Origin of the sequence: Paraburkholderia fungorum (assembly GCF_902833645.1) — a bacterium.
In the GTDB taxonomy this organism is placed as follows: domain Bacteria; phylum Pseudomonadota; class Gammaproteobacteria; order Burkholderiales; family Burkholderiaceae; genus Paraburkholderia; species Paraburkholderia fungorum.
The window spans coordinates 307277-332203 of sequence record NZ_CADFGE010000006.1; the positions used below are offsets into that span (position 1 = coordinate 307277).

Genomic DNA, 24927 nt, shown 5'->3' on the forward strand with positions numbered 1-24927 from the left:
TGCGTGTTCGAACCGCGAGCGCGTGAAGGGCAGGCATGGGAACATTTATCCGCGCTACAGGGTAACTATCGCTTTGCAGCACTTTTTCCGCTGGTTATCATGAGCCGGCATGATGTTTCGAATCGCACCTTCGAATCGCACACTCCCGAACCGCTCCGGCTTACTCCATGTCCCACCCGTCTCAGTCCGCTGCGTCCCCCGCACCGATCGTCTACATCGTCGACGACGACAACGGCATGCGCACCTCGCTTGCATGGCTGCTCGAATCGGTGGGCGTGAAGTCGGCGGGTTTCGGCAATGCCAGCGAATTCCTAAGCGCTTTCGATCCTGGCGTGCCCGCGTGTCTCGTACTCGATGTGCGTATGCCGCAGCAAAGCGGCTTCGACGTGCAAGCGGAGCTGAACCGTCAAGGCGCGACGCTGCCGATCATTTTTGTCAGCGGCCACGGCGATATTCCGATGTCGGTGCGCGCGTTGCAAAACGGTGCGATCGATTTCGTCGAGAAGCCGTATAACTCTCAGCAAATGCTCGATCGCGTGCAGCGCGCGTTGAAACTGGCTGAATCTCGTCACGCCGCCGACCAGAAGCAGCGCGAGTTGAAGAAGCGGCTGGAATCGCTGACGGCACGCGAGAAAGAAGTGCTTCGCGGCGTGATCGACGGCAAGGGCAGCAAGCGTATCGCCTCCGATCTGTCGATCAGCGTGAAGACCGTCGACGTACATCGTGCAAGCATCAAGGACAAACTCGGCGCGGCGTCGATTGCGATGCTGGTGCGCGACGTGATGGCCGTGTGGGACCAGGACGGATTCAACGCATGAACAAGCCGCCATTCACGTCCCAGCACGCACCGTTCGCAAAGTAAGCATGCTCAGCCGCCAGCATGATCGCGACATCGGCGACATACTCCGCGGAGCCCAGACGTCCCGCAGGGATGTTCGCGATGACTGCCTTCAGCTTGTCGGGTGTGACGCTCTCGTGCACGATCGGCAGGTCCATCGGTCCGGGTGAAATCGCATTGACAGTCACGCCCGCTGCACCGAGGTCGCGCGCGAACACCTTGGTCAACGTGATCACGCCGCCTTTGGCCGCCGCATAGTGCGCGCCGGTTGCCGATCCACCGTTCTGGCCGGCCAGCGAGGCGATGTTGACGATGCGACCTACGCCGGCATCAGCGAAATACTGGCCGAATACCTGGCAGCCGAACAGCACGCTGCGCAGATTCACGTTGATCACCTGATCGAACTGCTCGGCGGTGATCTCCATCACCGGGACGACTTTGGATGCGCCCGCATTGTTGATCAGCGCGTCGATGCGGCCCCAACGTTGCAGGATTGCATCGCGGGCGGATTCGAATGCGTGTTTCGCAGTGACGTCGAGAGTCAGCGCGAAGGCGCTTGAACCGTCCGCGCTCAATTCATGGGCGAGGGCTTGCGCGGCGTCGAACGCAATGTCGCCGATCGCCACCGCGTAACCCGCTGCGTGAAAACGCGTGGCAATCGCGGCACCGAGACCGCGTGCGGCGCCGGTAACGAGTACAACTCGCTTCTGCATTGCTTCTACTCCTTGAGAAAACTGCGGCTGCTGTAGCGGCCTGATGCATTGCGGCCCGGTGTGTTGCCGGTTTCGTTGCGCGACTTCACGCGGCGAGTGCCGCTTCGAAGCGTGCTGCTATCGCGCAGACCTGTTCATCCGCCCCTTTGCGTCCAACGATCTGCAAGCCCGCCTTGAGCGGCGAACCGTCGACAGGCAAGGGCAGGCTCAGTGCCGGATGGCCGCTCAGATTGAACGGCCGGATCAGCGACGACATGCCGATAACCGAGGTGCCGCTGCGTGCCTCAGCGAGCGTGATGGGCAGCGCGGGCAGCGTGGGAAGAATCAGTACGTCCACGCTTTCAAGCGCGTGATCGACCGCCGCGGTGAATTGCCGTCGTACCGATTCCGCCGCATCGCGTTGCGCGCTGGTGGTTTTAGCCGCGGCGCGCAACCGTGCGTCCAGATCGGCGCCGAGCTTGCCGCTCGCCACGAGGTGACCGAACGCGTGCGAGGTTTCGACATTGATGATCGCGAGGCCCGCTTCGAAGGCTTCGGCAAAGCCCGGGAGTTCCACCGTGCGAGCATTGCAACCGGCCTGGTCCGCTGCACGTGCAACTGCGCTGAGGATCGCCGGGGTTGCGTCGACCTGCAGGACACCGACGTTGCACACGCCGGTTTGTGGCGCCAGCGCGGCTTGCAAGTCGAAGGTGGCGGTGATTGCCTGCATTGCGGCGACGATCATCCGCATATCGCGCGCGAACGGCCCGACACAATCGAGCGTCGATTCACGTGGCGCCACGCCACGCCGGGATACGCGTCCGTAGGTCGGCTTCAAACCGATCACGCCGCAACATGCAGCGGGGCCGCGAATCGAGCCGCCGGTGTCCGTGCCGAGCGCGGCATCGGCCAGTTTCAGACCGACGGCCGCCGCCGAACCGCTCGACGAGCCGCCGGGAATGCGCGCGGCATCCTGCGGATTTTGTGGCGTGCCGGTGTAGTCGTTGATACCGGTCATGCCGAACGCGAGCTCGTGCATATTGGCCTTGCCGACAATATGCCAGCCGGCATCGAGCAATCGTGCCACGACTTCCGCGTGCTGGTTGGCCGCAGGCGTATCGGCCAACGCGCGGCTCGCGGCCGTGGTCGCGTAGCCGGCGATATCGATCGTGTCCTTGATTGCGATGCTGGGGCCGGTGCCACCTAACGACAAGGTCTGGATAAACTCATTCATGGATTCGGTTTCCTCGCATTGACTTGCCAGGGCGCATCGAAAAGACGTTCGGTGCGAAAGTGTTTGATGAGCCAGTCGCGGCCGTTACCGGCGGATGCGAAATCCACCTCCAGCCGCGCCGAGATCAATTCGGCCGGCGCGTCGACATAGCCGGACGCCTGCAGCATGATCCAGCGGCCTCGCGCGTTTGTGCCTTGCACCTCGATGGTTTCCGACGTGAGGAAGTGCACATTCACCGTGAAATGCGGCGACGGCGGCAGGTAGCGCGTCAGCATCGCGAGAATTTGCGCGTGGCCGCTGAGGCGGCCGAACTTGCTCGCGTACTGCGAGCCGATGCCTTCCCAGATCGCGTCTTCAGCAAAGAGAGCCGCGAGCGTCTCGCCTTCGAGCGCCCCCGAGGGCACATCGCATAGCGCCATATAGCGCGCCATCGTGCGGCGCACTGCGGATTCGGCTTCGAGCGCGGCGAGCCGTTCGGTCAACATGGCCAGCGTAGCGGGCGTCCCGTTCATCGCATCGTGCTCCGGCATAGTCGTCAGGCCGCGTTGGCATGCTGGGGCGGCACGGCCAGCGCGCGGCCGACGCGCGCTTCGATCTTGCCATAACGCCACAGGTTGTACTCGCCGACCGGGGTCGTGCGAAACAGATTGCACACCGCGACCGTCGTATCGAAGTCGCGCACGTCGGCCATGATGTAGAAGGTCCACGGTGCGTTGTCCGCGCTGCCGACGGTAAGCCGGTCGTCGTCCATGATGCCGAGCACGTCGACACCTTCCATCGATTCGAGCGCGGCCAGCATCTTGCCGTAGGCCTGCCAGACTTCACCGATCTTCTCGCGCGGCAAGTCGAAGAAATTCTGCGTGACGCCGCAGCAGAACAGAACACGCAAGGGCAGCTTCGGGTTATCGGACATTGGGTGGTTCTCCATGAAATCGTTTGAAGGGCAAAGGCGAAAAATTGCTTACAGGTAGCCCGGAATCGGCGGAACGCCGACGAACACCGCGCCTGCACCGTCGTAGTTGCATTCGCCGAGGAACGCGTGCTGGGTGACCACCATCGCGTCGCGCAGCAGGCGTTGCAACGGGTGCGTGCGGTAGATCGCCATCGTGCCGCCGAGTCGGTAGGCGCGCTGCACGACCTCGGCGCCTTCGCGGGCGATCTGCGTTGCGGCAAGGCGCAGCAGGCTGGTTTGCTCCGCTGTCACGGGGTTGCCGGCCAGGATCGATTGCCAGACCGTGTCGGTGGCGTCGTAGAAGAACGCACGGGCCGAACGCAATTGCGCCTCGGCTTTCGCCAGTTCGATCCGGTAGTACGCGCGGTCGGCGAGTTGCGGCGCGCCAGTGGTGGTCTTGCGGCCGCCGGCCATCTGGTTGGCGACATCGAGTGCGGCGCGCGCGAGGCCCAGGTTGACCACGGCCAGCACTTGCGCCGCGTAGGCGATCGTCGGATAGCGATACAGCGGTTCGTCCACGCACGCTTCGCCGCCGCGCACGAAGGTCCAGTCGTCGGCGACGAACTGGTCGGTGACGCGCAGATCGTGGCTGCCGGTGCCCTGCATGCCGACCACATCCCAGTTTTCGACGATCTCCACCTGATGCGGGCGAAACACGGCGGTGCGAGGTTTGCCCGGTACGCCCGGGGCGCCGGTGCTGATGCCCACGCCGAGCCAATCCGCGCCCTTGCAGCCGCTCGCGAACTTCCAAGTGCCGTTCACGCGCCAGCCACCGTCGGCGGGTTGCGCGGGTTGAACCGGGAACAGGCCGCCGGCGAACACCTGATCGGGGCCGTCGGCGTAGATGTGCGCCTGAGTGGCGAGCGGCAGCGCCGCGAGATACACGTTGGCCGAGCCGAAACTCGCCACCCATGCTGCCGAGCCGTCCGCGACCGCGATGCGTTCAATCATGTCGAGGAACGCGGTGGGCGCGAGCGCGTCGCCGCCGAAGCACCGCGGTGTGGCCGCGCGATACACCCCTGCCTGTTTGAGTTTCGCAATCAGGTCGCGCGGCACATGTGACAGGCGCTCGAACTCTTCGCGACGCACGGCGATTTCGGCGATGACATCGGCGAGCGGCAAGCGTGTTGCATCGCGGCTGGCGTGCGCGTCGGCGGCAACAGTGTCGGTGGCGGTGTCTGACATGGCGGGGCATCTCCTTGATTCGTTATGGGCTGAAACTCGTGGCAGCAGGTCGTGGGCGCTGAAATGGATGACGATGCGTGCAGAGTGAGGTCAGTCTAGAAATGCAAAAAGAACGCTTCAATTGGGACGCGGGAGGCGTTTTTAGGTAACGCGCCGGGGGCAACTAAAGAAATCTTCAGACGCGAATCCGGCGAACTGGTGTTATGTTCCATGCCATACGTGATCGAATCTTTCTGCCGTCCCGCCCGATGAATTTCCCCGCCGAAGAAGATTTCCACCGCCTGCTCGACGCGCTCACGCTGTGTGTGCTGCTGCATGACGCCGACACGAAGGCAATTGTCTGGGCTAATCGCGCGGCCTGCGAGGCGCTCGGCTTTACGCTCGAAGAACTGCTGCCGCTCAAGGCAAAAGACATGACCCGGCCGGTGCCGAAGTACCGGCGCGAGATCGGCGTCGGCGCCATGGACCGTGCCATCACCGAAGGTCCACAGGTCTACGAGTGGTGCTACCGCTCGCGTAACGGGACCGATATGCTGTCCGAAGCGATTGCCACCTACGTGCCGCTGCGTAATCGGGCCGTGGTCATGGTGCAGTTCCGCGATATCAGCGCCGAGGACACGCTCAAGCAGACGCTGCGCCGCTACGAATCGCGGTTGCGGGAATTCATGCAGGATCTGAGCGAGGGTGTCGCCGTTCTGACACCCAGGGGCGAAGTGGAGTTCGTCAGCGAATCCGGACGGCGCGTGCTGGGTCTGGAAGAGGGCGCGCCAATGGGCGACGTGCTCGACTATTGCAGCGAGTCCGATCGCGACCGGCTGCTCGAACAGCTCGCCGGCGCGCCGCGTATTCAGCCTTCCGCGCCGCAGCGTTATCGCATCACGCGCCGCGACGGCACGCCCGGCTGGTTGCGCATTACCTGCAGAAGAATTGAAATCGAAGACGACCTCAACGGCCGCCTGCTGCACTTTCGCGATATCACGGACGAAGTCGCCGTTGAAGAGGCGCGCCGTCACGAGGCCCGATTGCTGGAATACGCGGGGCGCTACAACGCGATGGGAGAAATGGCGACCGCCATTGCACACGAGTTGAGTCAGCCGCTCGCCGCGGTGCGTAATTTCATCGAAGGCGCGATCCGGCGGCTCGCCCAACCCGATTCGGTCGACGACGCGTTGTGGGGCTTGCGCAGCGCCGATCGCGAGGCCGAGCACGCGGCGCTCATCATCAAAAGCGTGCGTGATTACACCGTCAAGCGGGAATCGAGCGAGACGTATGCGGATCTGCGCGACATCGTCGCGGACGTCGCGTACTTCGTCGAATTGCGGGCGAGAGAGGCGGGCGTGACGGTCTCGATCGAGCAGGCGTCTGAAGCGTTGCCGGTGTACTGCGAGCGTGTGCTGATCGGCCAGGTGGTGCTGAATCTGGCGTTCAATGCGATCGAGGCGCTGACCCAATGCCCGCTGGAAGGCATCAATGCGATTACACAGCGCCGTGAATTGCGCCTTGTCACCAGCTTGCGGGGCAAGCTCGTGCTGGCGCAGGTGATCGACAACGGCCCTGGCGTGCCCGCCGACGCTCACGGCCGGCTGTTCGACGGCTTTTCGTCGTCGAAGGCGGGCGGCAATGGGATCGGTTTGTCGCTGTGCAAGAACATCGTCACGCGACATGGCGGCGAAATCTGGGCCAAACCGGCGCGGCAAGGCGGCCTTCAATGCAGCTTTACGCTGCCGCTGGTGGTCGCGCCTCGCGGTTGATCGCATTTCAATCATGCGCCGTGCTGACGTGTTTTGGAATGGTCGCAAGGGTGATCGCGGTGATCAGGCCGAAGCCGACCAGCATCAACGCAACCGGCCACGGCGCATGCACCTTCGAATACAGCGCGATCGCGACCAGCGGCGCGAGTCCGCCGGAAAATACCGAAGCGATTTCGTGGCCCAGCGCCATGCCCGAATAGCGGACCTCGGTAGGAAACAGTTCGCCCATCAAGGCGGGCTGCGTGCCGATCATCGCGCCGTGGCAGAAGGGCAGGCCGAGCGCCAGCGAAAGAAACACCAGCAGCGGTTCGTGCGTATCGATCAGCCAGAAAGCCGGAAACGCAATCACGACAAGGCCGAGCGCGCCGATCAGATACACCGGCCGGCGTCCGATCACATCCGATAGTCTGCCCCACAGCACGATCGTGACGAGTTCGAGCAGCATGGCGATCATCACGCCGCCGAGCATCACCGAAACCGGCACGCCGATCGTCTTGCCGTACACCAGCACGAACGACAGGAAGATGTACGTGCCGCCGTTTTCGGCGACTCGCAGCCCCATGGCCTGCACCACCTGCTTCGGGTGATTGCGCAGTACGGTCAGCACCGGCATGTGCTTCGGTTTGGCCGCGCTGAAGTCGCGGCTCTCCGGCAGACGCCGGCGGATATAGACACCGACGCCGAAGATCAGCACGCTCGCGAGAAACGGCACGCGCCAACCCCAGGACATGAAGCTCCCGGCCGGCAAACGCTGCACCAGATAGAACGCCGCTGCCGACAGCACGAAGCCGCCCGCCACGCCCAGTTGACTGAACGAGGCATAGTAACCGCGGCGATTGGCCGGCGCGCTCTCGCTGATCAGCAGCACGCCGCCGCCCCATTCGCCGCCCGACGCGATGCCCTGAACGATCCGCAAACAGACGAGTGCGGCGGGCGCCAGAAAGCCGATCTGCGAGAAAGTCGGCAGCAGACCGATGCCGAAGGTGGCCACGCCCATCATCATCAGCGTCACGACAAGCGCGCGTTTGCGGCCATGACGGTCGCCGATGTGGCCGAACACGATGCCGCCCAGCGGGCGCGCCACGAAGCCGATCGCGAAGCCGGCGAAGGCGGCCAGCGTGCCCATCAGCGGATCGCCGTGCAGCGGGAAGAACAGCGGCCCGAAGATCAGGGCCGCCGCCGTGCCGTACAGAAAGAAGTCATACCATTCGAGCGCGTTGCCGAGCACGGAGGCGACGATGATCCGCCGCAGGGTGCGCGAGGTGGCCGGCACCGCGGGCGCGACGGGCGAGCCGGCCGTGGGAGAAAACGTGTCGTTTGGCATTGTCGTGCTCGCTGGTAGGGGCGTCGGTTACAGCAGGAACCCGATGGCGCTGAGCGCCTCGGTCGAATCGATCAGGCGGATGACCTTCTGGGCGATACGCGGCTCGCCGCTCGCGAAACTGATGCGGTGCATGAGATCCGCTGCGAACAGGGTCGACTTGCCGCGCTTGTACGCGACGACGATCTGCGCCGAGCTCACTTCGACCTCGTCGCTCGTATCGCTCGTCAGCGTGAAGCGCGAAACGGTACGCACGGTGCGCGCGGCGTCGCTTGCCGAGGCCGAGTAGCCCGACATCATGCGTTGCACGCGTTTCTCGCGCATGTCCTGATCGTCGTAGGCATAGTTCAGCGTGGCGGCGAAATCGGTGGTGGCGGGATCGATCGGCACCACATAGAAACCCGCCGGATCCCACAGCGAAAGCCACTCGCGATAGTCTTTGCGGTCCAGCAACTCGGCTTCGCGCCAGATCAGTTCGATCGCGCCGGCAAAGGTCTGCTGCGAGAACAGTGTGTTCTTCTGGTCCATCATGCTTGCTCCATCATCGTGCGCCATTGCGCGTAAGCCTCGCGCATGCCGGTTTCATCGGTGGCGTGCGCGGTCTTTTCGCCGTTCGGCGCGGTGCTTTCGCGATTCATACCGCGGTTCACGAGGATCGGCAGATCGGGCCCGGCGTGCGAGCCGCGCTGCACGCGTTCCCATGCTTCGGCGTCGTCCGGACTGCCGAAACCGAACGGGCCCTGGAAGTGTTCGTGAATGCGCAGACGCACGCGGTTCGCTTCTTCGGGGCCGCCATCCATCGCCAGAGCCACGTGGCGAATTTCAGTTTCGTTCGCGGAAATGGGCCGCAGCACGCGGAAAAACGCCATCGACAGCGCGAGGTTGGGAAACAGATTCAGGTTGAAGCCGACCCCCATCAACGATCGTACGATGCGACGCACTTCGTCGGGCGTGTGCTTTTTCGCGAGCGTGGCGGCGAGTTCCTCGAACCGTTCGGGAATCGGCGCGCCGTCGTCGTGATCGAGATCGACGAGTTCCGGCACCAGCACGGCGAGACTGTGGCCATTACCGAGCGAGCGGCAAAATGCCTGGTCGCTCGTCATGAAACTCGTGATGGCGGCTGCCGTTTCGTCGTCGATCGACTTCATCCACGACTTGTGGACCACTGGGAAGTGATACAGGTCGGTGGTGTTTTCGAGCTGGATCTTCCAGTTGCCGTTGAAGCGGAAGCGATGTTCGCCGTTGGCCTTGATCGGATAGCCCGCGCCTTGCTTCATGAACAGGTCGATCCATGGCTTCGCGCCGCCGAGAAAATCCTCGAGCGGTTCAATGTCCTGATTGAAACTCGCGAAGATCAGACCTTGATAGATGCCCACGCGCAGGCTTGCGAGAGGCAACTCGGTCTTATCGATCACGCCTTCATAGCCGTCGCCATAGGGCAGCGCGCGCAATGCGCCGTCGAGACCATAGGTCCAACTGTGATACGGGCACGTGAAGCCTTTAGCGTTGCCCTTGTGCTGCTCGCACACCGTCGCGCCGCGATGGCGGCAGCGGTTTTGCAGCACGTTCACGGCGCCGCTCTTGTCACGCACCACGATCACCGGCTGACGGCCGATCGTGGTGGTGCGGAAGTCGCCCGGATTCGGCAATTCGCTTTCATGCGCGACCCAGATCCACGTCTTGTAGAAAATGCGCTCGAGCTCGGTTTCGAAAACCGCCGGATCGTAGTACAGCGATGGGGCGACGCGGTCGGATTGCGCGCGCTGATACAAGGCGCTCGCATCGACGGTCTGATAGGAGGAATCGCTCATTGGAGTGGTCTGTGGGTGATCGATGAACCAAAGTCTCGCTGAGCGACTGATATGCGTCAAATTGATCTAAAATAAAATATAAGATCAATCTCATGGATATCTCGATGAATTCACTGGACCACGTCGACCTCAATCTGCTGCGCGTTTTCCAGGCGATCGTCGAGGAGCGCAGCCTCACGCGGGCCGGTCAGCGCCTTGCGTTGTCGCAACCGGCGATCAGTTATTCATTGGGGCGCTTGCGGACCCTGTTCGACGATCCGCTGTTCATTCGCACGCGCGCCGGCATGCAGCCCACGCCGATCGCGCTCGAACTGTCGGGCATCGTCGCGCGGGCACTGGATACGGTGCGTGAAGCGCTGCGCTACGCGGAGCATTTCGATCCGGCAGTGAGCACACGCACGTTCCGCCTGTCGTTATCCGACGCAGGAGAGTTGGCGTATCTGCCGCCGATTTGCGAAGCCTTGCATCGGCAGGCGCCGCGCGTGAAATTGCGCGTCGAGCCGTTGCCGGTAGAAGAAATCGAAGACGCATTGCGCGGCAGCCGGCTCGACTTTGCAATCGGCAATCTGCCGGCGCTGACCGCGCGCACGCGTCATCAACCGTTGTTCGAAGAGACTTACGTGTGCATGACGCGCAAGCGGCGCGGCTTGCCGCGTACGAAAGAGCTGGACATGAAGGCGTTTCTGGATGCATCGCACGTGCAGATCACGTCGGTTGAGCACAGCCACTATGCGCTCGACGACGCGTTTCGCGCGCAAGGTGTGGGCCGGCATATCGCACTGGAGTTGCCGCATTTCGTGGCCTTGCCGAGCGTGCTGGCCGTGACCGATCTGTTCGCCACGCTGCCGCGGCGTCTCGCCCAGATTTTCAATCGGGACGGCGGCTTTCAGCTTTACGACTTGCCTGTCACGTTGCCAATGGCGGCCGTCACCATGCACTGGCACGAGCATTTCGATCAGGACGAAGGCAACGTATGGTTGCGCAATCTGATGGGCGATATCGTGCGGCGGTTCGACGAACGTTGAGCTCGCGAAATCGACGGGCGCGAGCGGACCGGCAGCACGCCGACTGAGATTTCAGACTCGTTTGAACAACTCCCGCGCGAGCGAACACAACAACGTGGTGGTCGGCGACTCGTCCTGCAGCCGCCGGCTCATGATGATCGGCGACGCGATATTGGCCGCCGGCACCGGCCGGTACACCACGCCATGGGCGCGCAGCCCCTCCACGCTTTCCGGCACCAGACACACGCCGACTTGCGCCGCGACCAGACCTAGCGCGGTTTGCAACTCCCTCACTTCATGAACGGCCCTGGGCTCCAGTGCGTGATCGTGCATCGCCGATAGCTGCTGGTCCGCATAACTCGGCCGCGGCGTGCTCGGGTAGACGATCAGCGTTTCCTGCGCGAGCGCCGCAAGCGTCAGCGGTTTCTTCTGGCGTGCGAGCGGATGGTCTTGCGGCAGCGCGGCAATCATCCGCTCTTCGACCAGCACCTCGCGCGCCAATTGCGCATCGTCGAAACGCAAGCGGCCGAAACCGACGTCGATACGGCCGCCTTTGAGGGCGCCGAGTTGTTCGATCGTGAACATTTCGATCAGCGACAGTTCGATATGCGGCGCGGCCTCGCGAAACGCACGGATCACCGCGGGCAGCGCGCCATACAGCGTGGACGGCACAAAGCCGATCACGATGCGCTCGGCCAGTTGCGCGAGGCGCCGGGTAAGCGGCGCGAGTTCGTCTGCTTCATCGACGAGGCGCCGCGCCTGCGTATAGAAAATCCGGCCGGCTTCGGTCAGACGCAGCGGCCGTGAACCGCGTTCGAACAGCGCGAGGCCGACGCTTTCCTCGATCTGCTGGATCTGGCGGCTGAGCGGCGGTTGCGTCATATGCAGGCGGTTGGCGGCCCGCGTAATGTTCATTTCTTCGGCGACCGCGATGAAATAGCGGAGCTGGCGAAGTTCCATGCATACCTCTAAGGTATGGAAGTAGTCGGAATCGGTGTTGGACTGCTTCGCGGGTTATTTCTACTATGGTGCTCTCAGGAAAGCAGTTCAGGAGGGCAAGGAATGATAGCAACACCCGTGAAGATCGAGAGCGTGGAGACGATTCTCGTCGACGTACCGACGATTCGTCCGCACCGGCTGTCGGTCGCGACGATGAACTGCCAGACGCTCGTGCTGGTGCGCATTCGCTGCGCCGACGGCGTGGTCGGTGTGGGCGAGGGCACGACCATCGGCGGGCTCGCCTACGGTGAAGAAAGCCCGGAAAGTATCAAGGTCAACATCGATACGTATTTCGCACCGCTGCTCAAGGGCCTCGACGCGACCCGACCAGGCGCGGCAATGGCCACGCTGCGCGGCTTGTTTCAGGGCAACCGCTTTGCCCGGTCGGCGGTTGAAACCGCTTTGTTCGATGCCCAGGCGCAGCGCCTCGGCGTGCCGTTGTCGGAGCTGTTCGGCGGGCGCATCCGCGATGCGGTGGATGTCGCGTGGACCCTCGCGAGCGGCGATACGACCCGCGATATCGACGAAGCCGAGCGTGTTTTCGAAGCGAAGCGGCATCGCGTGTTCAAGCTGAAGATCGGTTCGCGAGCGTTGGCCGACGACGTGGCGCACGTTGTGGCGATTCAGAAAGCGCTGCAAGGGCGCGGTGAAGTGCGGGTCGACGTGAACCAGGCATGGACCGAGTCCGAGGCGATCTGGGCCGGTAAACGCTTTGCCGATGCGGGCGTTGCGCTGATCGAGCAGCCGATTGCCGCGGAGAATCGCGCGGGTCTCAAACGTCTGACGGATCTCGCTCAGGTGCCGATCATGGCGGACGAGGCCTTGCATGGGCCGGCCGATGCCTTCGCACTGGCGAGCGCGCGTGCCGCCGATGTGTTCGCCGTGAAGATCGCGCAATCGGGCGGCCTGAGCGGCGCCGCGAACGTGGCGGCGATTGCGCTCGCCGCGAATATCGACCTGTACGGCGGCACGATGCTCGAAGGCGCGGTGGGCACGATCGCCTCGGCGCAACTCTTCAGCACCTTCGGCGAATTGAAGTGGGGCACCGAACTGTTCGGGCCGTTGCTGCTGACCGAAGAAATTCTCACTGAGCCGCTGCGTTACGAGAATTTTGTTTTGCATCTTCCACAAGGACCGGGTCTGGGCATCACGCTCGACTGGGACAAGATCGACCGCTTACGGCGCGATACGCGCAAGGGCGCAAGCATCACCATGAACTGACGGTTCATTCGCTAACCGCCAAGAACATCAAACGAAGGAGATACCCCATGAACAAGCAAGCCATCGACGCGCTGCTGCAAAAAATCAACGATAGCGCCATCAATGAAGGCAATCCGCGCACGAAGCAGATCGTCAACCGCATCGTCAGGGATCTGTTCTATACGATCGAAGACCTCGACGTGCAGCCGGACGAGTTCTGGACCGCGCTGAATTATCTCGGCGACGCGGGCAGGAGCGGCGAGCTCGGTCTGTTGGCCGCCGGTCTCGGCTTCGAGCATTTTCTCGATCTGCGCATGGACGAAGCTGAAGCGAAGGCCGGCGTCGAAGGCGGCACGCCGCGCACCATCGAAGGACCGTTGTATGTGGCGGGCGCGCCGGTTTCCGACGGCCACGCGCGGCTCGATGACGGCACCGATCCGGGTCAGACGCTGGTGATGCGCGGCCGCGTGTTCGGCGAAGACGGCAAGCCGCTCGCGAATGCGCTGGTTGAGGTGTGGCACGCGAATCACCTCGGCAACTACTCGTACTTCGACAAGTCGCAGCCGGCTTTCAATCTGCGCCGCTCGATTCGCACCGATGCCGAAGGCAAGTACAGCTTCCGCAGCGTGGTGCCGGTCGGTTACTCGGTGCCGCCGCAAGGGCAGACGCAGTTGCTGCTCGATCAGTTGGGCCGCCATGGGCATCGTCCGGCGCATATTCACTTCTTCGTTTCGGCGCCGGGTTTCCGCAAGCTGACCACCCAGATCAACATCGACGGCGACCCGTATCTGTGGGACGACTTTGCGTTTGCCACGCGCGACGGGCTCGTGCCCGCCGTCAGGCAGGCCGAGGGTGCGGAAGGCGAACCGTACGGCGTGGACGGCCAGTTCGCGTTGATCGATTTCGACTTCACGCTGTTCAAGGAACGCGACAATCTGCCGGGCGCCGAAGTGGAGCGCGTGCGCGCCGAAGCCTGAGACAAAAAAGGAGAGCAAGCATGCTGTTTCACGTAGAGATGACTGTCAATCTGCCGTCCGATATGGACGCGGAGCGCGCCGCCCGTTTGAAGTCCGATGAGAAAGCGATGTCGCAGAAGCTGCAGCAGGAGGGCGTGTGGCGGCACTTGTGGCGTATCGCCGGGCGCTACGCGAACATCAGCGTGTTCGACGTGGAAAGCCCCGCGCATCTGCATGATGTGCTGAGCCAGTTGCCGCTGTTTCCGTATATGGACGTCGAAGTGCGCGCGCTGTGCCGGCATGCTTCGTCGATCCACGACGACGATCGCTAAGGGCGCAAGCAAGCCGGTGCTGCAAATGCGGCGCCGGCTTGCTTTAAAGATGGAAGATCAGGTATTAAAGATCGAGCACCAGCAGCGGCGAAGCAGCGCGCGAGACACAGCAGCAGATCACCTTGCCGCTCGCGCGTTCGGCTTTACTCAGGCAATGGTCGCGATGCTCGGGCGTGCCGCTCACCACATCGACCATGCAGGTGCCGCAGACGCCTTCACCGCATGACGTATCCACTTCAATGCCGATCGACGCAAGCGCCGCGACGATCGTCGTGTGCTTATCCACATGGACCGTTGCGCCGCTGCTGGCAATACGCACGTCGAATGAACCCGGCGTGTTCGATTCGTCGTCAGCCGCAGCAGCCGGCGCAGCCGCAAAACGTTCGAGGTGAATCGCATCGGCGGCAACGCGCTGTTCGCCTATTGCCACCACACGTTCCATGAAGGGCGCGGGCCCACAGGTATAAAGGTGCGAGCCGTCGCGCGCATTGGCGACGCAACCGGCTAGCGCCGCGTCGAGTTGGTCCCGTTCGACGCCGAAATGAAACCGCACGAAATCATTGAACGGCGCGCGCGAGAGCAAGGGCAGGAAAGCCGCATGTTCCGCGCTGCGCGCGAAATAATGCAGCACGAAGCGCTGTTCCTGCTTGAGCAGGCGGTATGCCATGCTCAGGAGCGGCGTCACACCGATACCCGCCGCAATCAGAATGTGTTCGGTGGCACCGGGCGCGAGCTGGAACAGATTGCGCGGCGCGCCGATCGTCAATTGGCAGCCGACCGTCACGTCCTCATGCAGCGAGCGCGAGCCGCCGCGCGACGCTTCTTCACGCTTGACCGCAAACAGGTGTGTTTCGCGATGGTCCGGGTCGCCGCACAGAGAATATTGCCGCGTGACACCCGAGGGGCCGGTGACGTCGATATGCGCGCCGGGTTCGTAGCGCTCGAACGGTTGTCCGTCCAGACGCGATACGCTGAACGAGCGCACGCCGTGCGCTTCGTCACGCACGCTGTCGACGCGTACGCTGAAGGTGGTTCTTTCCATGATCTTGGCGGCCAACTGAGCAAAAAGGACAGAGAGGGGCAGAGCGGACGCCACATGCAATTCGCGGCGCCCGGTTGTGCGTCAAGGATAAGAAACCACCGATAATCAGGCAAATCGATTAAAAATAGGTTATGTAATAAATGTGACTGATAATACGGGGCGCTCATCGCCCCTTGTCATGTCCACACGCGTTATTCCCACCTGCGTCATTCCCACATCCCGGCCAGGTGACGCACCAGCGCTTTTTCCGGCCGTTTCAGCGCATTCAGGTCGCGCATGCAGATCAGCAACTGACGTGTGGCCCAGCTGTCCGTCAGTTCGATCGTGCGAATACCCGGCGTGCCGCGATAGCGCTTCGCGGCGGTGGCCGGCACGATGGCGATGCCCGCGCCCTGTTCGACCATGCAGCAGACGCTTTCGAAGGTTCTCATGTGAGCGCGAACGCTGAGCGGTTGCCCGGCAAGCAGTGAACGTTCGCCAAGGTACGCGTGCAACGCGCTGCTCGTGCTCAAGCCAATGAATTCACGCTCGGCCACTTCTGCGAGCTTCACGCGGCGGCGCGCGCCCAGCGGGTCGTCACGGCTCGTGATCAGCACGAGTTTGTCGATGGCGAAGGGCAGCGTCTGCAATGCGCCATGCTCGACGGCATCCGAGATGATGCCGATTTCCGCCGCGCCGGCCAGTACCGCCTTGATGGTTTCGCTACTTTGCCGCTCCTTCAGATCGATCTGTACGTTGGGGTGATCGCGCAGGAACAGGCCGACCGCGGACGGCAAGAACTCGGTGATCGCGGCGGTATTGGTCCACAAGCGGATGCAGGCTTTGCGCCCGGCCCGATGTTCACCGAGTTCGCCCTCCATCCGGTCGATCTGGCCGAGCACGAGCCGTGCATGATGCGCGAGCGTATCGCCGGTTGCCGTCGACTCTACGCCGCGCCGGCCGCGCTCCAGCAATGGCACGCCCAGGGCTTCTTCCATACCGCGCAAACGTGCGCTGGCCGAAGGCAGCGACATGTTCGCGCGGGCCGCGCCATGCGTGATGCTGCCGGTTTCGAGAATGTGCAGAAAAAGGCGGAGGTCGATCAGGTCGAAGCGCATGGGGTGAGATTGGATCGGGGTGTTGTTATCGTGGCCGGGTCTGAGTTTGAACTTGAGCCTCAGCCCCAGCCTCAGCCTTAGTTATAGCCTAAGTCACAGTACGTATCTTACGCATTGTGAGCCGCGCCGCGGCAACCGAAAATCCGGACACGACATTCATAACAACGTCCCGATGATCTCTTCCTTTGCTATGCGCGCGAGTGGGGTTGCCGCGACCTTCGGGGTGGCCGGCCTGCTGGCGCGCGCATTCATTTGATCCGGACGTGGCGGAGTAAACCAGGGAGGGATGCATCATGTGGCCGACTATTCTGGATACGCTGGGCGCTTTGGCCGTGCTGGCCAGTGTGGCCGCGCAGATCGCGTTCATCCGCAAAACGCGGCAATCGGCGAACCGTGAGGCTCGTCCCCAGTCAGCGCGGCGCAAGCCGTTCAGGTAGCGCGTAACGTTGCATCGTGCGCTCCATGCCGTCGAGAAAGGCCTGCTCGGCGGCGTTCATCTTACGCGCGCGCAGCCATAGCAGATCGATATCGACGTCGACCAATCCCTCTTCGGGCGGCAAACGCCACAGGCGTTGTTGCGCGAGATCGTCGCGCACGATGTGCTCGGGCAGGCAGCCGATGCCGTATCCGGCGAAGATCAGCCGACGCACTTCATCGAGGCTCGGAGAGGCCGCCACGATGCGTCCGGTGAAGCCGCGCTGATCGCGGAACACCGTGAGCGGCGAGAGGCTGTCGCCGATCTGGTCGCTGGTGAATGACACGAAGTTTTCCGCCAGCAACTGATCGACCGACAGCGCATGCCGCCCGAACAGCCGATGATGCCGCCCGCAATAAAGCGCATAGCGTTGCCGCAGAAAGCAGCGCTGCTCGAGTTTATCGACGGGCGTGCGGCATAGACCGAGACCGGCCGTGGCGGTTTTTTGCAGCAACGACGAGATGATGTCCGACGAGCGCATGACTTCGATCTGCAAATCCACGCGCGGGTAGGTCTTGTGGAATTCCGCGAGGAATTCGTCGTAGACGCCGGAGTCGATCCGGCTCACCGTCAGAAGCCGGATCGACCCGGTGATGTCGTCGCTGCGATCGTCGAGTTCGGTTTCGAGCCGCGACATGTGGCCGTAAATATCGCTGGCGATCCGGTACACCTCCTCGCCGGCGCGGGTCGGTTCGAAGTGCGGGCCGCGGCGCTGGATCAGGTTGCGCCCGAGCGTGTCTTCGAGCCGTTTGAGCGCCTGGCTGACCGCGGGCTGGGTCAGATGCAATCGGGCTGCGGCACGGCTGACGCTGCGCTCCTGCATGATCACGAGGAACGTGCGCAGCAGGTTCCAGTCGAGCCGGTCATTCAAAAAACGCGTGACGTCCGCGCGCAACTGAGTCATGGACTCTCCTTCGGCATTAGCTGAATTTATAGTTGAGATAATAAGCCGAAATTTGACTAATGTTTTATGGCTAGCGATAAAACCCCTCATAAGATGCCCTGATGTCAGGCATCGCGACTGAGGAGCCGCCATGAACGCTTCACCCTCCGCCACCCGTCAGCCCGTGCGCGCGGCAACCGCCGCTTTCATCGGCACGATGATCGAGTGGTATGACTTCTACATCTACGCCACGGCCGCCGCGCTGGTGTTCGGCGAGTTGTACTTCCCCTCGCACGATCCGTTTGTCAGCACGATGGCGTCGTTTGCGACCTTCGCGGTCGGCTTCTTTGCACGGCCGCTGGGCGGTGTGATCTTCGGCCACCTGGGCGATCGCATCGGCCGCAAGAAGGCGCTGATGACCACGCTGATGATGATGGGTGTCGCCACCGTGTGCGTCGGCTTGCTGCCGGCTTATGCGAAGGTCGGTGTGCTCGCGCCCGTGCTGCTGGTCCTGCTGCGCGTGGTGCAAGGTATCGCCGTGGGCGGCGAGTGGGGCGGCGCTGTGCTGATGGCCGGTGAACATGCACCGCAAGGGCGGCGCACCTTCTTCGCTTCGTTCGCGCAACTGGGCAGCCCGGCCGGATTGATTCTCTCGTTGATCGCCTTTCGCGCCGTGACGTCGATGCCGCACGACGACTTCATCGCCTATGGCTGGCGGCTGCCGTTTCTGGCGAGCGCGGTGTTGCTCGCGGTCGGCATCTTTATCCGTATGGGGGTGAACGAGTCGCCGGAATTCCAGCGCGAGAAAGAGGCGAAGCGCACCGTCGAGTTGCCGATTGCCGAAGTGTTCCGTTCTTCCGGCGCGCTCGTTGCGCTGTGCATTGGCGCGAATACGATCGGTATCGCCGGCGTGTATTTCACCAACACGTTCATGATTTCGTACACCACGCAAAACATCGGCGTGTCGAAATCGCTGATTCTCGATTGCCTGTTCGCGGTCGCCATCATCCAGTTTCTGGCACAACCGCTCGCCGCGTGGCTCGCGGAAAAGCTCGGCGGGGCGCGTTTCCTGAAGTTGGCCGCGTTTGCCGCGATGCTGTCGCCGTATCCGATGTTCACGCTCGTGCAGAGCGGCAGCCGGCTCTCGATGATTGTCGGCATCGCGCTGGCGGTGGTGTGCATGGCGAGCTTCTATTCGGTGATCGCGGGTTTTGTCAGCGGCGTGTTTCCGGTGCGCGTGCGTTACTCCGCGATTTCGCTTTCATACCAGGTGTGCGGCGCGATTGCCGGCGGCCTGACGCCGCTGGCGGGAACATGGCTCGCCCATCAATTCGCCGGACAATGGTGGCCGCTTGCGGTGTTTTACACCTGCCTCGCAGGTATCTCGTTGTCGTGCATCGTCGCACTGGATGCGCTGAAGCACCGTCGTGCCGATGCACCCGAAGCGCTGCCGGCACGCTGAATCACCGTGAAATCAAAGCGCTTGCCGGCGCGTGCGACGATCGCCGTACCGGCTTGCGTCTGAAGCCAAGGAACTGGACTATGCAGACGTTTTTTCATCCGGCGCAGTTGAAGCACCATCCGCGCAGCTATCTGTCGCGCGGTCAGATGCGCACGCCACAGGAAGTGCCCGAACGTGCGTTGCGACTCGCCGAAGCCGTGAAGAAGCTCGGCTTCGACGTGCGCGAGCCGGCGGATTTCGGTGCTGCGCCGCTCGCCGCGGTGCACGGGATGAACTACCTGCGCTTTCTCGAAGAAGCGCACCGCGAGTGGAAGAAGATTCCCGCGGAATGGGGCGACGAGGTGATGTCGAACGTGTACATCCGCGAGAATAATCCCTTGCGCGGCGTGCTCGCGCAAGCGGCCCGCTATCTCGCCGACGGCAGTTGCCCGATCGGCGCGGATACTTACGAATCGGCCTACTGGTCCGCACAAAGCGCGCTGGCCGGCGCGCGGGCGATTCTCGACGGCGCGGGTGAGGCCTATGCGTTGTGCCGCCCGCCGGGCCATCATGCGCGCGCCGAAGCAGCAGGCGGTTTCTGCTATCTGAACAATGCGGCCGTTGCAGCGCAAGCGCTGCGGCAAAAGTATCGGCGCGTGGCGATTCTCGATACGGACATGCATCACGGCCAGGGCATTCAGGAGATCTTCTATGGCCGCGACGACGTGCTGTACGTGTCGATTCACGGCGATCCGACGAATTTCTATCCCGTGGTGGCGGGTTTCGAAGACGAGCGCGGTACGGAACGAGGCGAGGGCTACAACGTCAATCTGCCGATGCCGCACGGTTCGTCGGAGGCGGTGTTCTTCGAGCAGCTCGACGCCGCGCTGCGGATAGTCAGCCGCTTTCAGCCGGACGTGCTGGTCGTGGCATTGGGCTTCGACATCTACAAAGACGATCCGCAAGCGATGGTCGCGGTGACGACCGAGGGCTTTGGCGAACTCGGCGGCCGGCTCGGCGCGCTGCAACTGCCGACGCTGATCGTGCAGGAAGGCGGATATCACATCGAGACGCTCGAGGCGAACGCGCAATCGTTCTTCGGTGGATTTACGTCGAAGCGGTGACGTGAGCGGGCGGGGCCGCTCGGTGTTCGGAGCACGGGGCCGGAACCCGGCCGCCGGTGCGGATTGTTCGGCTGATCCGACGTATCTATTCGTCTTGAGCCGCTTTATCCCTTGGGCTTGTGTGCCTACATTGGCTGCAGTGACAGCGCCACTGCATTTTGCAGCTTCATCGACGCCGGCGCCGCGAATCGTCGCGACGTCGCGTCGGCGCGAACTCCATCCAAAGGACACACGATCATGAGCAAGCTCACAGGTAAGGTTGCGGTTGTAACGGGCGCATCGAAAGGCATCGGCGCCGCGATTGCGAAGGCATTGGCGGCAGAGGGCGCCTCGGTGGTGGTGAACTATGCGTCCAGCAAGGCGGGCGCGGACGATGTGGTCGCCGCCATTGCCGCTGCGGGTGGCAAGGCGGTGGCCGTGGCCGGCGACGTGTCCAAGGCCGCCGACGCGCAAGGCATCGTGGAAGCTGCGGTCGAAACGTATGGCCGCCTCGACATTCTCGTGAACAACTCCGGCGTGTATGAGATGGCGCCGATCGAGGAAGTCACGGAAGCTCACTTCCACAAGCAGTTCGATGTGAATGTGCTGGGTCTGCTGCTGGTTACGCAGGCGGCGGTGAAGCATCTGGGCGAGGGCGGCAGCATTGTGAACGTCAGTTCGGTCGTGAGCCGCATCACGCCGCCGGGCAGCGTGGTCTATACCGCCACCAAGGGCGCGGTGGATGCCATCACCGGCGTGCTCGCGCGTGAACTCGGCCCACGCAAGATTCGTGTCAACTCCGTGAATCCCGGCATGGTGGAAACGGAAGGCACGCATAGCGCTGGCTTTATCGGCTCGGACTTCGAGGCCTGGGCAGTCAGCACGACACCGCTTGGCCGCATCGGCCAGCCTGACGATATTGCGGACGTCGCCGTGTTCCTTTCTTCCGACGACTCGCGCTGGCTGACCGGCGAAAGCCTGATCGCAAGCGGCGGTTCGCGCTAAGGAGGGAGCCGCCGGATCGTGTCGATCCGGCGGCTGACCGGTTTATTGCGCCGCCACGGCGGCGCCTGTCAATTCCACCGCAAATAACGCGTCCAGCAGATTCGACCCCGGCCGCCCGGCGAGCCGCGTGAGCGATTCGGTCATGCGCACCTGGCAATCCTGGAGCGGAATCATCCTGATGCGCCGCGATTCGTTGAATTCGGCGCGCGCGATCACGCCTACCCCCACGCCTTGCGCGACCGCTTCTTCCAACGCTTCGCGGCCGTCCACATACATCACCGGTTCGACCTGCAACGACTCGCGCACCAGTTCGATCTCCAGCAACTGCTGCGTGACCGATTGCGGCTCGCGAAAAATCATCGGCTGTTGCACGAGTTCCGCATAGCTCAACCGGCGTTTCTTCGCCACCGGATAGCCGGCCGGCACCATTGCCACCAGCGGATCGCGCCGCAGCACGCGTGATTCGAGCCGGCTATGCACTTGCGGCGCGGCGGTAATGGCGGCGTCGACCGCGCTCGACAACACGCGCTGCATGCAGTCCGCGGCGTTGGCGATCGACAGCGTCACGACGATTCCCGGATGAAGCTTGCGAAACGCGCCGATCAGCGCGACCGCAAGATCGGGTGCGTCCGCCGCCAGCGAGAGTGAACCGGATTCGAGGCCGCCCGCCGATTCGAGCAGTTGCCGCGCTTCGCGCTCGCACCCGAGCATTTGCCGCGTGACGCTGAAAAGACGCAGGCCGAGTTCGGTGGTTTCGACGCCACGCGGGCCGCGCTCGAACAGTTTGACGCCGTAATCCTGCTCGAGGCGCTTCACGTGATCCGATACCGCCGGCTGCGTGAGTGACAGCGCCTGCGCCGCTTTCGAAAACCCGCCATGTTCCGCGACCGCATGAAACGCCCGCAATTGCGCGTATTGCACGTCTGCCTCGCTCGGATAAGTTTTTGCGATATCTACATCGATTATATCGATTTTACCAATGAGCACGGTTTATGTACTGTGTCACGCATCGAAACAGCGATATCGGAGATTCCGAACATGGCAAGCGCAATCGACAACTCACCGGCAGTGACCACCACACCCTCAGCCGCACCTTCAGCCACGCCCTCCGCCTCAACCTGCGCCGCGCCGGCAATGGGCGAGCCGTATCTGCTGACGCCGGGACCGTTGACCACGGCGTTCTCGACCAAACAGGCGATGCTGCGCGACTGGGGCTCGTGGGACGGCGATTTCCGCGCCATGACCGCCGAACTGCGTCGCAGCCTGCTGGAGATCGCGGGCGACGCCGCGGGCGAGTACGACTGTGTGCCGCTCCAGGGCAGCGGCAGTTACTGCGTCGAAGCGATGCTCGGCAGCCTGATTCCGCGCGACGGCCACGCCCTCGTGCTGGCCAACGGTGCATACGGCAAGCGCATTGCGACCACGCTGGGCTATCTCGGCCGTGCCTGCACGGTGCTCGACAAGGGCGACTACCTGCCGCCGCGCGGCGCTGAAGTCGAAAGCATGCTGGCCGCCGATCCGCGTATCACGCATGTGGTCGCGGTGCATTGTGAAACCAGCTCGGGCATTCTCAATCCGATCGAAGAAATCGCCGCCGCCACCGCGAAGCAGGGCCGCAAGCTGCTGATCGATTCGATGAGCGCGTTCGGCGCGGTGCCGCTCGACGTGAAGCGGATTGCGTGCGAGGCGTTCGTGTCGTCAGCGAACAAATGCATCGAAGGCGTGCCCGGTTTCGGTTTCGTGATCGCCCGCAAGCGCGCGTTGCAGGAAGCGAAGGGCCGCAGTCATTCGCTCTCGCTCGACGTGTACGACCAGTGGGACGTGATGAACCGCACCGGCCAATGGCGCTTTACGCCGCCGACGCATACCGTGGCCGCGTTCATCGAGGCATTGCGTCTGCACAAGCTCGAAGGCGGCCAGGCCGGACGTCTCGCGCGCTATGCCAACAACCGCGACGTGCTGGTCGCGGGCATGCGCGAACTCGGTTTCGAGCCGCTGCTGAACGCGCGTTGGCGCTCGCCGATCATCGTGACGTTTTTCTCGCCGGCGCATGCGTCGTTCAAATTCGAGCGCTTCTATGAGTTGATGAAGGAGCAGGGTTTCATCATCTATCCGGGCAAGCTGACGGTGGTGGACAGTTTCCGCATCGGCTGCATCGGTCAGGTGGACGAGCGCGTGATGCGCCGCGTGGTGCGGGCCTGCGCGCAGTCGTTGCAGGCGATGGGCGTCGATCACGCCGCGCCGCCGGCGATGGCGATCGAGGAGCGCAAGACGCTGGCCGAAGCGGCATGAACCGTGTGCGCCGTGCGGGCGGCCTTGAGCTGCCGCAGCGCGGGTTTTGTCGAGAGTAGTTTTTTTGCCGGCTTTTCAAAGGCGTACTGTTGCGAGACAGTACGCTTTTTTGTTTTGGGAAGGGTCAGCGCGACCTGACCCGAACTGCGTCGGCTTTGCCCGGCTTGCCCAATCAATAACAACCCGGACCGATATGTCGAAAACCACGGCGGTCGATACCCTCGCATGGCACATTCACGCGCGCTCGCTGCGCTATTTCGATGCGATTCGCCGCTGCGGCTCGATCCGTGAAGCCGCGCGCCAATTGCACGTGGCCTCGTCGGCGGTGAACCGGCAGTTGCTGAAGCTCGAGGCCGAAGTCGGCACGCCGCTGTTCGAACGGCTGCCGGCCGGCCTGGCATTGACGGCCGCGGGCGAGGTGTTCGCGCGGCATGTGATTACCGTCTTGCAGGATGCGCGACGCTTCGAAAGCGAACTCGACGCGCTGCGCGGCATCCGTCGCGGCGAGATCGGCATCGTCACGGTCGAGGGGCTCAACTCGAGTTTTCTGCCGGACCTGGTCGAACGGATGCTGACGCGCTATCCGGCCATCCGTTTCCAGGTGCATACCGCCGGTTCGGCATCGATTGCCCGCACGATTCTCGATGGCGATGCCGACCTTGGCCTCGCGTTCTCGCTGCCGCGCACGGACGATTTGCAGCAACTCGCCGTCGGGCGTTTTCAGCTCGGCGCAATCGTCGCCGTCGATCATCCGCTCGCCGGCGAAACAACCGTCACGTTCGCGCAGTGCGCGCGCTATCCACTCATTCTCGGCAACGCGCAATTGTCGATCAGCGGCTTGCTCGAACCGCTGATCCGCCATTACGCCAAACCGCTGCAAACCGTGCTCGAAAGCGATTCGATCGAACTGATGCGGCGCATGGCGGCCCGCGGGCGCGGCGTGGGGTTTCAGACGCGCCTCGGGCTGGAGCGTGATCTCGCCGAGGGGACGCTCGTGCATATTCCGCTGCGCACGCCCCGCGCGCTGGTCTCCGAGCTGGGCGCCTACGCCCGTGCCGGGCGCACCTTGACGCCGGCGCTGGACGCGTTCGTTCGGCTGCTGGCCGAGGCGATCGCCGCTCGGGAAGACGACGAACCGTCCGTCTGACGGCACGCGCCTCGGGGTCGACCCGCGGGACGGAGCCTCACGCCGTGGATGCCATATGCCGATCCGCGAGCCACTCCATGAACCGAAAGCTGACGGCCGTGCTGATGCCGAAACGGCATCGGCATGCACTTTTTTATGCGCTTTTTTGACCGCCTGCCGCGGCCTAC

General features: G+C 63.2%; 25 protein-coding genes. 12 read left to right on the top strand and 13 right to left on the bottom strand.

Features of this window, described 5'->3' with window-relative positions:
* Nucleotides 1-167: 167 nt before the first annotated feature.
* Entirely contained in the window at nt 168-818 is a 651-nt protein-coding gene (locus HWX91_RS20655) for a response regulator transcription factor (RefSeq protein ID WP_028198657.1), read from the top strand.
* Here HWX91_RS20655 and HWX91_RS20660 read toward each other — a convergent pair.
* The 5 genes from HWX91_RS20660 to HWX91_RS20680 all read right to left on the bottom strand — a co-directional run bounded on the left by HWX91_RS20660 (nt 808) and on the right by HWX91_RS20680 (nt 4901).
* Entirely contained in the window at nt 808-1551 is a 744-nt protein-coding gene (locus HWX91_RS20660) for an SDR family NAD(P)-dependent oxidoreductase (protein WP_028198658.1), read from the bottom strand. The genes HWX91_RS20655 and HWX91_RS20660 overlap by 11 nt on opposite strands.
* Nucleotides 1552-1636: 85 nt before the next feature.
* On the bottom strand, nt 1637-2764 hold the full coding sequence (locus tag HWX91_RS20665; RefSeq protein WP_028198659.1) for an amidase: 1128 nt from the start codon (nt 2762-2764) through the stop codon (nt 1637-1639).
* Complete coding sequence (locus tag HWX91_RS20670) at nt 2761-3276, bottom strand: nuclear transport factor 2 family protein (protein WP_028198660.1); 516 nt, start codon at nt 3274-3276, stop codon at nt 2761-2763. Before HWX91_RS20670 ends, HWX91_RS20665 begins: the two co-directional genes overlap by 4 nt.
* A gap of 23 nt (nt 3277-3299) precedes the next feature.
* Nucleotides 3300-3677 (bottom strand): hypothetical protein, encoded by a 378-nt coding sequence (locus HWX91_RS20675; protein WP_028198661.1) that lies wholly within the window; start codon nt 3675-3677, stop codon nt 3300-3302.
* 48 nt (nt 3678-3725) lie between these two features.
* Nucleotides 3726-4901: an acyl-CoA dehydrogenase family protein gene (locus tag HWX91_RS20680; protein ID WP_028198662.1), complete on the bottom strand. Its 1176-nt coding sequence runs from the start codon at nt 4899-4901 to the stop codon at nt 3726-3728.
* A gap of 248 nt (nt 4902-5149) precedes the next feature.
* Here HWX91_RS20680 and HWX91_RS20685 point away from each other — a divergent pair, with 248 nt between their 5' ends.
* Nucleotides 5150-6652, top strand: coding sequence for a PAS domain-containing sensor histidine kinase (locus tag HWX91_RS20685; protein WP_028198663.1), 1503 nt, complete (start codon nt 5150-5152; stop codon nt 6650-6652).
* A gap of 7 nt (nt 6653-6659) precedes the next feature.
* On the opposite strand, the gene HWX91_RS20690 is transcribed toward HWX91_RS20685, so the two are convergent.
* The 3 genes from HWX91_RS20690 to HWX91_RS20700 are packed head-to-tail and all read right to left on the bottom strand — an operon-like array spanning nt 6660 to nt 9784.
* Nucleotides 6660-7976 carry an MFS transporter gene (locus HWX91_RS20690; protein WP_028198664.1) on the bottom strand — a complete coding sequence of 439 codons (1317 nt, stop codon included), beginning with the start codon at nt 7974-7976 and terminating at the stop codon, nt 6660-6662.
* 27 nt (nt 7977-8003) lie between these two features.
* The gene (locus HWX91_RS20695; RefSeq protein ID WP_028198665.1) at nt 8004-8504 is read right to left on the bottom strand and encodes an aromatic-ring-hydroxylating dioxygenase subunit beta; all 501 of its coding nucleotides are present in this window, start codon (nt 8502-8504) and stop codon (nt 8004-8006) included.
* Entirely contained in the window at nt 8501-9784 is a 1284-nt protein-coding gene (locus tag HWX91_RS20700; RefSeq protein ID WP_028198666.1) for an aromatic ring-hydroxylating oxygenase subunit alpha, read from the bottom strand. Before HWX91_RS20700 ends, HWX91_RS20695 begins: the two co-directional genes overlap by 4 nt.
* 104 nt (nt 9785-9888) lie before the next feature.
* On the opposite strand from HWX91_RS20700, the gene HWX91_RS20705 reads away from it, so the two are divergent.
* The gene (locus HWX91_RS20705; RefSeq protein ID WP_028198667.1) at nt 9889-10809 is read left to right on the top strand and encodes a LysR family transcriptional regulator; all 921 of its coding nucleotides are present in this window, start codon (nt 9889-9891) and stop codon (nt 10807-10809) included.
* Between the two features lie 51 nt (nt 10810-10860).
* Here HWX91_RS20705 and HWX91_RS20710 read toward each other — a convergent pair whose 3' ends face one another.
* Entirely contained in the window at nt 10861-11748 is an 888-nt protein-coding gene (locus HWX91_RS20710) for a LysR family transcriptional regulator (RefSeq protein WP_028198668.1), read from the bottom strand.
* A gap of 102 nt (nt 11749-11850) precedes the next feature.
* On the opposite strand from HWX91_RS20710, the gene catB2 reads away from it, so the two are divergent.
* From catB2 to catC, 3 genes are read left to right on the top strand one after another with little or no spacing between them, the layout of a single operon-like run.
* Nucleotides 11851-13008, top strand: coding sequence for a muconate cycloisomerase CatB2 (gene catB2 / locus HWX91_RS20715; RefSeq protein WP_028198669.1), 1158 nt, complete (start codon nt 11851-11853; stop codon nt 13006-13008).
* Between the two features lie 47 nt (nt 13009-13055).
* Nucleotides 13056-13964 carry a catechol 1,2-dioxygenase gene (catA, locus tag HWX91_RS20720; protein WP_028198670.1) on the top strand — a complete coding sequence of 303 codons (909 nt, stop codon included), beginning with the start codon at nt 13056-13058 and terminating at the stop codon, nt 13962-13964.
* A 20-nt stretch (nt 13965-13984) separates the two neighbouring features.
* A complete protein-coding gene (gene catC, locus HWX91_RS20725; RefSeq protein ID WP_028198671.1) occupies nt 13985-14275 on the top strand; it encodes a muconolactone Delta-isomerase in 291 nt (96 codons plus the stop codon).
* A 64-nt stretch (nt 14276-14339) separates the two neighbouring features.
* Here catC and HWX91_RS20730 read toward each other — a convergent pair whose 3' ends face one another.
* Complete coding sequence (locus tag HWX91_RS20730) at nt 14340-15317, bottom strand: PDR/VanB family oxidoreductase (protein ID WP_028198672.1); 978 nt, start codon at nt 15315-15317, stop codon at nt 14340-14342.
* A 206-nt stretch (nt 15318-15523) separates the two neighbouring features.
* Nucleotides 15524-16414: a LysR family transcriptional regulator gene (locus HWX91_RS20735; protein WP_028198673.1), complete on the bottom strand. Its 891-nt coding sequence runs from the start codon at nt 16412-16414 to the stop codon at nt 15524-15526.
* A 293-nt stretch (nt 16415-16707) separates the two neighbouring features.
* On the opposite strand from HWX91_RS20735, the gene HWX91_RS20740 reads away from it, so the two are divergent.
* The gene (locus HWX91_RS20740; RefSeq protein ID WP_156034542.1) at nt 16708-16851 is read left to right on the top strand and encodes a hypothetical protein; all 144 of its coding nucleotides are present in this window, start codon (nt 16708-16710) and stop codon (nt 16849-16851) included.
* On the opposite strand, the gene HWX91_RS20745 is transcribed toward HWX91_RS20740, so the two are convergent.
* On the bottom strand, nt 16825-17784 hold the full coding sequence (locus HWX91_RS20745) for a LysR family transcriptional regulator (protein WP_028198674.1): 960 nt from the start codon (nt 17782-17784) through the stop codon (nt 16825-16827). The two genes, HWX91_RS20740 and HWX91_RS20745, sit on opposite strands and share 27 nt — an antisense overlap.
* 139 nt (nt 17785-17923) lie before the next feature.
* Here HWX91_RS20745 and HWX91_RS20750 point away from each other — a divergent pair, with 139 nt between their 5' ends.
* From HWX91_RS20750 to HWX91_RS20760, 3 genes are all read left to right on the top strand, one after another.
* Nucleotides 17924-19234: an MFS transporter gene (locus HWX91_RS20750; protein WP_028198675.1), complete on the top strand. Its 1311-nt coding sequence runs from the start codon at nt 17924-17926 to the stop codon at nt 19232-19234.
* Between the two features lie 80 nt (nt 19235-19314).
* Complete coding sequence (locus HWX91_RS20755) at nt 19315-20337, top strand: histone deacetylase family protein (RefSeq protein ID WP_028198676.1); 1023 nt, start codon at nt 19315-19317, stop codon at nt 20335-20337.
* A gap of 237 nt (nt 20338-20574) precedes the next feature.
* Nucleotides 20575-21321: a glucose 1-dehydrogenase gene (locus tag HWX91_RS20760; RefSeq protein ID WP_028198677.1), complete on the top strand. Its 747-nt coding sequence runs from the start codon at nt 20575-20577 to the stop codon at nt 21319-21321.
* A 42-nt stretch (nt 21322-21363) separates the two neighbouring features.
* On the opposite strand, the gene HWX91_RS20765 is transcribed toward HWX91_RS20760, so the two are convergent.
* Nucleotides 21364-22242 carry a LysR substrate-binding domain-containing protein gene (locus tag HWX91_RS20765; protein WP_028198678.1) on the bottom strand — a complete coding sequence of 293 codons (879 nt, stop codon included), beginning with the start codon at nt 22240-22242 and terminating at the stop codon, nt 21364-21366.
* 117 nt (nt 22243-22359) lie between these two features.
* Between HWX91_RS20765 and HWX91_RS20770 the strand changes: the two genes are divergently transcribed.
* Nucleotides 22360-23613 (top strand): 2-aminoethylphosphonate--pyruvate transaminase, encoded by a 1254-nt coding sequence (locus HWX91_RS20770; protein ID WP_028198679.1) that lies wholly within the window; start codon nt 22360-22362, stop codon nt 23611-23613.
* A 193-nt stretch (nt 23614-23806) separates the two neighbouring features.
* The gene (locus HWX91_RS20775) at nt 23807-24760 is read left to right on the top strand and encodes a LysR family transcriptional regulator (protein WP_042276130.1); all 954 of its coding nucleotides are present in this window, start codon (nt 23807-23809) and stop codon (nt 24758-24760) included.
* Nucleotides 24761-24927 lie beyond the last annotated feature (167 nt).

Excerpts from the sequence above, each read along its gene's own strand:
- HWX91_RS20655 (WP_028198657.1), top strand. The coding sequence starts at position 168 with ATGTCCCACCCGTCTCAGTCCGCTGCGTCCCCCGCACCGATCGTCTAC.
- HWX91_RS20660 (WP_028198658.1), bottom strand. The coding sequence starts at position 1,551 with ATGCAGAAGCGAGTTGTACTCGTTACCGGCGCCGCACGCGGTCTCGGT.
- HWX91_RS20665 (WP_028198659.1), bottom strand. The coding sequence starts at position 2,764 with ATGAATGAGTTTATCCAGACCTTGTCGTTAGGTGGCACCGGCCCCAGC.
- HWX91_RS20670 (WP_028198660.1), bottom strand. The coding sequence starts at position 3,276 with ATGAACGGGACGCCCGCTACGCTGGCCATGTTGACCGAACGGCTCGCC.
- HWX91_RS20675 (WP_028198661.1), bottom strand. The coding sequence starts at position 3,677 with ATGTCCGATAACCCGAAGCTGCCCTTGCGTGTTCTGTTCTGCTGCGGC.
- HWX91_RS20680 (WP_028198662.1), bottom strand. The coding sequence starts at position 4,901 with ATGTCAGACACCGCCACCGACACTGTTGCCGCCGACGCGCACGCCAGC.
- HWX91_RS20685 (WP_028198663.1), top strand. The coding sequence starts at position 5,150 with ATGAATTTCCCCGCCGAAGAAGATTTCCACCGCCTGCTCGACGCGCTC.
- HWX91_RS20690 (WP_028198664.1), bottom strand. The coding sequence starts at position 7,976 with ATGCCAAACGACACGTTTTCTCCCACGGCCGGCTCGCCCGTCGCGCCC.
- HWX91_RS20695 (WP_028198665.1), bottom strand. The coding sequence starts at position 8,504 with ATGATGGACCAGAAGAACACACTGTTCTCGCAGCAGACCTTTGCCGGC.
- HWX91_RS20700 (WP_028198666.1), bottom strand. The coding sequence starts at position 9,784 with ATGAGCGATTCCTCCTATCAGACCGTCGATGCGAGCGCCTTGTATCAG.
- HWX91_RS20705 (WP_028198667.1), top strand. The coding sequence starts at position 9,889 with ATGAATTCACTGGACCACGTCGACCTCAATCTGCTGCGCGTTTTCCAG.
- HWX91_RS20710 (WP_028198668.1), bottom strand. The coding sequence starts at position 11,748 with ATGGAACTTCGCCAGCTCCGCTATTTCATCGCGGTCGCCGAAGAAATG.
- catB2 (WP_028198669.1), top strand. The coding sequence starts at position 11,851 with ATGATAGCAACACCCGTGAAGATCGAGAGCGTGGAGACGATTCTCGTC.
- catA (WP_028198670.1), top strand. The coding sequence starts at position 13,056 with ATGAACAAGCAAGCCATCGACGCGCTGCTGCAAAAAATCAACGATAGC.
- catC (WP_028198671.1), top strand. The coding sequence starts at position 13,985 with ATGCTGTTTCACGTAGAGATGACTGTCAATCTGCCGTCCGATATGGAC.
- HWX91_RS20730 (WP_028198672.1), bottom strand. The coding sequence starts at position 15,317 with ATGGAAAGAACCACCTTCAGCGTACGCGTCGACAGCGTGCGTGACGAA.
- HWX91_RS20735 (WP_028198673.1), bottom strand. The coding sequence starts at position 16,414 with ATGCGCTTCGACCTGATCGACCTCCGCCTTTTTCTGCACATTCTCGAA.
- HWX91_RS20740 (WP_156034542.1), top strand. The coding sequence starts at position 16,708 with ATGTGGCCGACTATTCTGGATACGCTGGGCGCTTTGGCCGTGCTGGCC.
- HWX91_RS20750 (WP_028198675.1), top strand. The coding sequence starts at position 17,924 with ATGAACGCTTCACCCTCCGCCACCCGTCAGCCCGTGCGCGCGGCAACC.
- HWX91_RS20755 (WP_028198676.1), top strand. The coding sequence starts at position 19,315 with ATGCAGACGTTTTTTCATCCGGCGCAGTTGAAGCACCATCCGCGCAGC.
- HWX91_RS20760 (WP_028198677.1), top strand. The coding sequence starts at position 20,575 with ATGAGCAAGCTCACAGGTAAGGTTGCGGTTGTAACGGGCGCATCGAAA.
- HWX91_RS20770 (WP_028198679.1), top strand. The coding sequence starts at position 22,360 with ATGGCAAGCGCAATCGACAACTCACCGGCAGTGACCACCACACCCTCA.
- HWX91_RS20775 (WP_042276130.1), top strand. The coding sequence starts at position 23,807 with ATGTCGAAAACCACGGCGGTCGATACCCTCGCATGGCACATTCACGCG.